The sequence below is a fragment of the Collinsella sp. AM31-2AC genome, assembly GCF_003469285.1.
Taxonomy (GTDB): domain Bacteria; phylum Actinomycetota; class Coriobacteriia; order Coriobacteriales; family Coriobacteriaceae; genus Collinsella; species Collinsella aerofaciens_AT.
Genome location: NZ_QSJB01000032.1, coordinates 1 through 7390 on the forward strand (window position 1 = coordinate 1; position 7390 = coordinate 7390).

Genomic DNA, 7390 nt, shown 5'->3' on the forward strand with positions numbered 1-7390 from the left:
TAATCGCCCGAGCTCTTCCGGAACCGCACCTCGCGGCCCGCGGGACCCAGCGCTCATGCGCGCGGTCCGGGCACGAGGATGCCCCCGAGTCGTCTTTCCTATGCGCCATGCGGCCCCCAGGGCACGTGTATGCGATACCGGACACCGTAACGGTGGGCGCCGCCCACCGGTCAGCGGCCAGAGCATGGGGGGCACGCCCGGTCCCGTTCCGAACCCGGAAGCTAAGCCCCATCGCGCCGAGAGTACTGCGGGGCCAGCCCGTGGGAGGCCAGGGCGCCGCTGACCGGTGGACGGCACCGAGCCGTCGGATGACTTGAAGAAGGGGGAGGCCTCGCGGCCTCCCCCTTTTTTGTATCTCGGGCAATTTGTCTCACATAGTAGCTGTGTTTTATAACCCTCGTTTGTCGCATCTTCTGTGAACGGGCTACAATAACTTAGTCTGTGCGATATGGAGGTGAACATGGCTGAAGCTGGTATCGGCGTTGATATCGTCGAGATTTCCCGCATGAAATCAATTCTTGAAAAGACGCCGTCGTTTGCTCGGCGTGTGTTTACCGAAGAAGAGCGTGCGTATTGCGATGCATCATCGCGTCCCGCTGCTCACTATGCGAGCCGCTTTGCTTCGCGCGAGGCGGTGCTTAAAGCTCTCGGCACGGGTTTTAGTCAAGGCGTGGGTCGCAAGGATGTTTCGGTAACGCGTGATAAACTCGGCAAACCGAAGGCGCTGCTTTCGGGCCGTGCTCTCGAGATCGCTCAAGAACTGGGCGTTGTTGAGGTCGCTCTTTCCATTACGCTTACGGGAGACTTGGCCGTTGCGAATGCCATCGCGATTACCGAAGATGCTCGGCCTAAGCCAAAAGATGAAAAGGTGAGCACCAAGAAACGCGTTGCGCAGACATTTAAAGAGGCTCGCTCTGTATTAGATGAGCTCGAGCAGCTGCAGAATTCAGCATTGACGGAGCACCTGGGCGATGCTTCGCAAGATACGCTAGGAGCATAGATGAAACCGGTTTTGAGTACCGAGGAAGTCGTTCGTCTCGAGGATATCATCGAACGCGAAGGGACTTCGAAGGCCGAGCTTATGGAGCTAGCGGGTGAGTTTGCCGCTAACGAGGTCTTGAAGCTCAATCCCGATCGGGTTCTCGTTTTGGTCGGTTTTGGTAATAATGGCGGCGACGGTTGGGTTGCCGCCGATATCCTGAGCCATAAGGGTGTGGACGTGGATATCGTTTCTCCGGTTGAACCGGATGAGATTCCTGCTGCTCTGGCACGTCATGTTGCTCGTCGTACTGCCGGCCGCGATGTGCACGTTTGCGTCGGCCCCTCGCGTGATGAACTCGAGGTTTTGATCGATAAGGCCGATGTTGTTGTCGATGCCATTTTTGGTACCGGTTTCCACGGGAATCTGCGTGCGCCGTTCTCCATTTGGATTCCTACGGTCAATGAATGCGCCGATTGTGTCGTATCCATTGATGTCCCCTCGGGCCTGAATGCAGAGACGGGCGTTGTTGATGACGACTGCATTCGTGCCGAGCGCACGGTGACGATGATTGCGCCCAAGATTGGTCTGTATAGCGCTGATGGTCCTGAGTATGCTGGCGATTTGATCTGCGGCAATCTTTACGACCGTCTTGACGAGGTCATCGATGATGTCGACCACGCCGCCGAGATTGTCGAGCCCGGTGACTTAGTTGATTACTTTGCTCCGCTACCATCGAATATCGATAAGTATTCCCGTGGCTCCGTGCTTATTGTCGCCGGATCTGCGCAATATCCTGGTGCTGCCATTATGGCGGCCAAGTCTGCAGCTCGCGCGGGTGCTGGTTACGTGGCAGTCGCGGCTCCTGACGCCTGCGCCAATCTCATTCGCATGGCACTTCCTTCGATTCCGGTCTTTGCTATTCCGTCTGATTCCCGCGGCTCCTTTGGCGCCGCTGCGCGCATGACGGTGTGCGAGATCGCAAAGAAGTACAGCTGCGTGCTGTGCGGTCCCGGTATGACGACGTCTGCCGGCGCTATGCAGGTGGTTTCGGGCTTGCTCGAGCTTGATGTACCGCTAATTTTGGACGCCGATGCACTCAACTGCCTTGCTAAGATTGCCATTGACGGTATTGATAGTAACCCCGAGATGTATCGCCGCGAGCAGCCGTTGGTTATGACGCCGCACTATCGTGAGCTTTCGCGCCTGGTTGCCGGTGACGAGGTGAACGACCTTGGTACCGCGATTGCGGCCGCGCAGAAGGTTGTCTGGGCTGCAGGCTCCGACAATCTGGTGGTCATAGCCAAGGGGCCGACGACGGCTATCTGTGGCGTTGAGCGCGTGCTGCTGCCACTCTCGGGTCCGGCTTCTCTGGCAACTGCCGGTTCGGGTGATGTTCTCGCGGGTATTTTGGCCGGCACGCTTGCCACCATGCGCGACGAGATGGATCGTTGGGAGTTGCTGTATTCGTACGCCGTCGCACTTCACAGCTACGCCGGTTTTGCCGCGGCGACGGAGTATGGTGAGAAGAGCGTCATCGCGACCGATCTTATCGACTTGATCGGTCCTGCCATGGAGCTGGCGGCAAAGGATGCGCTCGAAGATCTGGGAATCATGGACGAAGGGTCGGATGACTAATCATGAATAAAGCCGATTTGACGCGCTGGTCCTGGGTCGAGATCGACCGCGGGGCGCTCCGTCGCAACACGAGGGCCTATAAGAACTTGTTGAATCCGCGTCAGCGCCTGTGCTGCGTGGTCAAGGCCGATGCTTATGGTCATGGAGCTGTTGAGTGTGCCAAGATCATGTATTCGGCCGGTGCCGACATGTTTGCCGTGGCGACGGTTAACGAGGGCGTTGGGCTCCGACAGGGCGGGATTACGAAACCCATCCTCATCCTAAGCGAGCCGCCTATCGAGGCTATTCCTGCATTGCTCGAATTCGATATCATGCCCTCGGTCTATACGTCCGATTTTGCTCTTGCGTATGGCGAATGCGCCGTCGCGGCGGGCAAGGTGGGCAAGTACCATCTTGCCATCGAGACGGGCATGAATCGTATCGGTGTTCACTACACACAGGTGCTCGACTTTGTACGCGGCATCAGTTTCCATCGCGGCATCCAGTGCGACGGCGTATTTACGCACTTTGCCACGGCCGATGAACCTTCGGGTTGGGACTACAAGCTGCAGTGCCAGCGTTTTACCGAGGCCGTTCAGGCCATTAAGGACGCAGGTTTTGAATGCGGTATCGTGCATTGTGCCAATACGCCGTCCTCGATGCTCGATTCTTCAATGCACTTTGACATGATTCGTGCCGGCATCGGTTTGTATGGTCTGCAGCCATGTGAGCTGAGTGGTCGCGTGATGCAGCTTGATCCCGTCATGAGCGTCCACGCGCGTGTGACGCGCGTGGCGCATCCTGCGATGGGCGAGGGCGTGGGCTACGGCTTTACCTACCGCGTACCGCGCACGCGCGTTCAGATCTGCACCCTTCCGATCGGTTATGCCGATGGCCTTTCGCGTACGCTTTCCAATCGTATGGACGTGCTGTATCGCGGCGAGCGTGTGCGTCAGGTGGGCAATATCTGCATGGACCAGTTTATGGTCGCCATTCAGTCCAACCCGGCGCATGAGATTCCCGAGGCCGAGCATGGTGACGAGATGATCATTGTCGGCCGCGATGGAGATGCCGAGATTACCATGGACGAGATGGCGCGCCTACGCGGCACGATTAACTACGAGGTCGCTTGCGGCTTTGGTATGCGTCTCGACAAGGTCTACGTGTAGGAGTCGCTATGGGCGTCATGCACATCCCCGGCCATAGCCATCAGGCGCCGCGTGAGGTCGCACTCGAGGAGATCGAGGCCGTTCTGGGCGATTGTCACCTTTGCCAGCTTTACCAGTCGCGCCATAACATCGTGTTTGGCGTGGGAAACCCCCACGCTCGCGTGATGTTTATTGGCGAGGCGCCGGGCCGCAATGAGGATTTGCAGGGCGAGCCCTTTGTGGGGGCGGCAGGCGAGGACCTCAACGGCATTTTGTCGCTGGCGGGGCTCAAACGCGAAGACGTCTACATTGCCAACGTGCTTAAGTGCCGCCCGCCGGGAAACCGCAATCCGCGTCCCGAGGAAGTGCTGGCTTGCTCGCCATTTTTGCGTGAGCAGATTCGAAGCATCTGGCCCGATATTATTGTGACGCTCGGCAACCCCGCGACGCACTTTGTGCTAAAGACCGAGATTGGCATTACTAAGCTGCGCGGCAGGTTCCACCAGATGGGGCATTTTGTGGTAATGCCCACGTTCCATCCGGCAGCAGCGCTGCGCAATCCGGCGTGGCAGGAGCTGCTGGAGGAAGACTTTAAGATGCTGGGCGACTATCTGGAGCGACATCCCGCGCCAGAGGACGCCTCGGAATAATAAGGAGCATATATGTCCCTGGAGCGCCTGGGGGTAGGTACTTACAAAACGACTTGCGCTGCCGATACGGAGTACTTTGGCGAGCTAATTGCACCGTGCCTTGAGGACGGCGATGTGCTCATCCTGACCGGTGGCCTGGGAGTGGGCAAAACTCACTTTACCAAGGGCGTCTCGCGCGGGCTGGGCGATGGGCATATGGTTACGAGCCCTACGTTCGCCCTCATGGCCGTTCACGATCAAGGTCGTATTCCGCTGTTTCACTTTGATCTATACCGCCTGGAGCATGCCTACGAGCTCGAGGATACGGGCATTTTCGATGTGCTGGGCTATGAGGGTGCTTGCCTGCTGGAATGGGGCGAACAATTCCAGGACGAGCTGACGGATGAGTATCTTTCGGTGACGCTCAGGCGTGATGAGGGCGACAGCGACGTGCGAACGATAACGCTTGAGGCGCACGGTGACCGCGCAATGGAGCTTTCCCATTTGATTGATAAGGCTGTACAAGATGAGCTTGCATAACGACAACGCGCTGGTGGTGGCGCTCGATACCTCGACTGACATGCTTGCCTGCGCGGCAAGCTGGATTGATGGGCAGACGGGTGAGACGAAGCTCGTGAGTGGCGACCACATGTGTCGCCGTCACGCCAACGTTGAGCTCGTGAATACCGTTGATGGCGTGCTGGCTCAAGCCGGTCTGGATCGCAGCGATGTTGGTTGCTATGTGGTCGGCCGCGGCCCGGGGTCCTTTACGGGTGTGCGCATCGGCATCTCCACTGCCAAGGGCCTCGCGCGTGGTGCCAATGTTCCGCTGCTGGGCGTGTCGACGCTCGACGCTTGCGCTTGGACGGCGTGGAAGGCTGGCGTGCGCGGCAAGCTTGGTATCTTGGCCGATGCTATGCGCGGTGAGGTATATCCGGCGCTGTATATGCTGGTCGATGAGGGTCCCGAGCGTCAATTTGAGCGCGAACACGTGGTCAAGGCCGCCGTGGCGCTCGATGAGTGGCGCCAAGCAGCGGACTGGGGCCAGGTTCAGCTGACCGGTGACGGTCTAGTGCGCTATGGCAAGCTGCTGGGTGAGGACGAGGCCGCCCGCTGCGTGGAGCGTGACCTGTGGTGGCCTTCGGGCGAGGGCTTGCTGCTCGCGCACGCTGCGGGTGACGGCGATCCGGCCCGCGTCCTGCCGATTTACACGCGCCTTTCGGATGCCGAGGAAAACGAGCGCAAGCGTCTTGGTCTTGCCGAGAGTGCGCAGAGCGAAATTACGGGTGTTGCCGATGAGCTCGCCGGTCGTCATCTGCAGTTCCGTCCCATGGGCGCGGCGGATGCCGAGGGCGCAAGCGCGCTGGAGGCTGCCTGCTTTGAAGGTGCCGGACACGAGGCATGGACGCCGGGCATGTTCCTGTCCGAACTGGGCGAGGACGTCGCTGCGCCGCGTAGTTGGTGGGTGGCACACGACGACGGCAAGCTGCTGGGCCTTGCCGGCGGTATGGTCGTGGACGGTGATGTGCAGATTCTGGATGTCGCCGTCGACCCGGCACATCGCCGTGAGGGCATTGCCCGCAAGCTGCTGTCGCATGTGAGCTATGATGCCCAGATGCTCGGCTGCACTACGGCTTCGCTCGAGGTCGAGGACGGTAACGAGGGAGCGACCGCGCTTTATAACGCTCTGGGCTTTACCGAGGCTGGCCGTCGCCGCGGCTACTATGGTGCCGGCAAGGACGCCATCGTCATGACGGCTCCGCTGCCCCTGGTGCTTCCGGTCGATAATGCTTCGCCCGAGCCGACGGCGGCAGAGCAGCGCGTATGGCCGCTGCCTGCGCCTGGGCGCTCCGAGGGGGAGCGTGCCGAAATTGAGCGCCGCCGCCTAGTGCTCGCTATCGAGAGCTCCTGCGACGAGACGGCCGTGGCGATTATCGATGCGGATGGCAATATGCTGGCCAACCAGGTGTCGACACAGATTGATTTTCACGCCCGCTTTGGCGGCGTGGTGCCCGAGATCGCCTCGCGCAAACACGTTGAGGTGATTGTGAGCGTCGTGGATGCGGCGCTCGAGGATGCCGCAGCATCGCTTGGTCTTGAGGGTGGAGCCATCGCGCCGAGCGAACTCGCCGCTGTTGGCGTGACGCAGGGTCCGGGCCTGGTGGGTGCTCTGGTAGTGGGCGTCGCCTTCGCCAAGGGCTTTGCCTATGCCGCCGGCAAGCCGCTCGTGTGCGTCAACCATCTGGAGGGCCATCTGTTCGCCAACCTGCTGGCGCAGCCCGATCTCAGGCCGCCGTTTATCTTCACGCTCGTCTCGGGCGGTCATACCATGCTCGTGCACGTGAAGGCATGGGGCGACTACGAGGTACTTGGTGAGACACTCGACGATGCTGTGGGCGAGGCCTTCGACAAGGTAGCCAAGGCGTTGGGTCTGGGCTATCCCGGTGGCCCCATCATCTCCAAGCTGGCCGAGACGGGCAACCCCCGCGCGATCGATTTTCCTCGCGCGCTTAACAGCAGGGGAGACTATCGTTTCTCGCTTTCGGGTCTTAAAACGGCCGTGACGCTCTACATCGAGCAGGAGACCAAGGCCGGGCGCACGATTCACCTGCCCGATCTGGCGGCCTCGTTTGAGGCAGCCGTCTTTGACGTTCAGTACAAGAAGGCCAAAAACGCCCTGCATGCCACCGGATGCAAGGAATACTGCATCGGCGGCGGCGTCTCGGCTAATCCGCATCTGCGCGAGATGATGATCAAGAAGCTTGGGCGTCAGGGGATCCGCGTAACGGTGCCACCGCTTTCGGCGTGCACCGACAACGCCGCCATGATCGCAGAGGTTGCCCGCCGTAAATTCGACCGAGGAGAAATCTCGCCGTTCGACGTCGACGCCGATCCAAACATGACGCTGTAGCTGGTACGGCGCGGTCCCCGGACGGAGGGGCCGGATATAAGGTTTCCTGCTCTACAGTCCTGCGCAAGACGAAGGCCACATTAAGTGGCCTTCTTTGCGTGCGGAA

General features: G+C 59.9%; 6 protein-coding genes and 1 rRNA gene. All 7 read left to right on the forward strand.

Annotated elements, in window-relative coordinates; genetic code table 11:
* Positions 1-169: 169 nt before the first annotated feature.
* The 7 genes from rrf to tsaD all read left to right on the forward strand — a co-directional run bounded on the left by rrf (position 170) and on the right by tsaD (position 7284).
* Positions 170-285, forward strand: a 5S ribosomal RNA gene (gene rrf, locus DW796_RS10110).
* 175 nt (positions 286-460) lie between these two features.
* Positions 461-1000 (forward strand): holo-ACP synthase, encoded by a 540-nt coding sequence (acpS, locus tag DW796_RS10115; protein WP_117655164.1) that lies wholly within the window; start codon positions 461-463, stop codon positions 998-1000.
* Positions 1001-2617 carry an NAD(P)H-hydrate dehydratase gene (locus DW796_RS10120; RefSeq protein ID WP_082435564.1) on the forward strand — a complete coding sequence of 539 codons (1617 nt, stop codon included), beginning with the start codon at positions 1001-1003 and terminating at the stop codon, positions 2615-2617.
* A 2-nt stretch (positions 2618-2619) separates the two neighbouring features.
* Positions 2620-3765: an alanine racemase gene (gene alr, locus DW796_RS10125; protein ID WP_118095228.1), complete on the forward strand. Its 1146-nt coding sequence runs from the start codon at positions 2620-2622 to the stop codon at positions 3763-3765.
* A gap of 8 nt (positions 3766-3773) precedes the next feature.
* A complete protein-coding gene (locus tag DW796_RS10130) occupies positions 3774-4394 on the forward strand; it encodes a uracil-DNA glycosylase (protein WP_089573671.1) in 621 nt (206 codons plus the stop codon).
* Between the two features lie 12 nt (positions 4395-4406).
* Complete coding sequence (gene tsaE / locus DW796_RS10135; RefSeq protein WP_089573670.1) at positions 4407-4913, forward strand: tRNA (adenosine(37)-N6)-threonylcarbamoyltransferase complex ATPase subunit type 1 TsaE; 507 nt, start codon at positions 4407-4409, stop codon at positions 4911-4913.
* Positions 4900-7284, forward strand: a complete 2385-nt coding sequence (tsaD, locus tag DW796_RS10140) for a tRNA (adenosine(37)-N6)-threonylcarbamoyltransferase complex transferase subunit TsaD (protein WP_117736899.1) — start codon at positions 4900-4902, stop codon at positions 7282-7284. The genes tsaE and tsaD overlap by 14 nt, the downstream gene beginning before the upstream one ends.
* Positions 7285-7390 lie beyond the last annotated feature (106 nt).

What these genes read in the sequence shown, in the direction of transcription:
- tsaE (WP_089573670.1), top strand. Translation starts at nt 4,407, where the DNA reads ATGTCCCTGGAGCGCCTGGGGGTAGGTACTTACAAAACGACTTGCGCT.
- DW796_RS10130 (WP_089573671.1), top strand. Translation starts at nt 3,774, where the DNA reads ATGGGCGTCATGCACATCCCCGGCCATAGCCATCAGGCGCCGCGTGAG.
- alr (WP_118095228.1), top strand. Translation starts at nt 2,620, where the DNA reads ATGAATAAAGCCGATTTGACGCGCTGGTCCTGGGTCGAGATCGACCGC.
- DW796_RS10120 (WP_082435564.1), top strand. Translation starts at nt 1,001, where the DNA reads ATGAAACCGGTTTTGAGTACCGAGGAAGTCGTTCGTCTCGAGGATATC.
- acpS (WP_117655164.1), top strand. Translation starts at nt 461, where the DNA reads ATGGCTGAAGCTGGTATCGGCGTTGATATCGTCGAGATTTCCCGCATG.
- tsaD (WP_117736899.1), top strand. Translation starts at nt 4,900, where the DNA reads ATGAGCTTGCATAACGACAACGCGCTGGTGGTGGCGCTCGATACCTCG.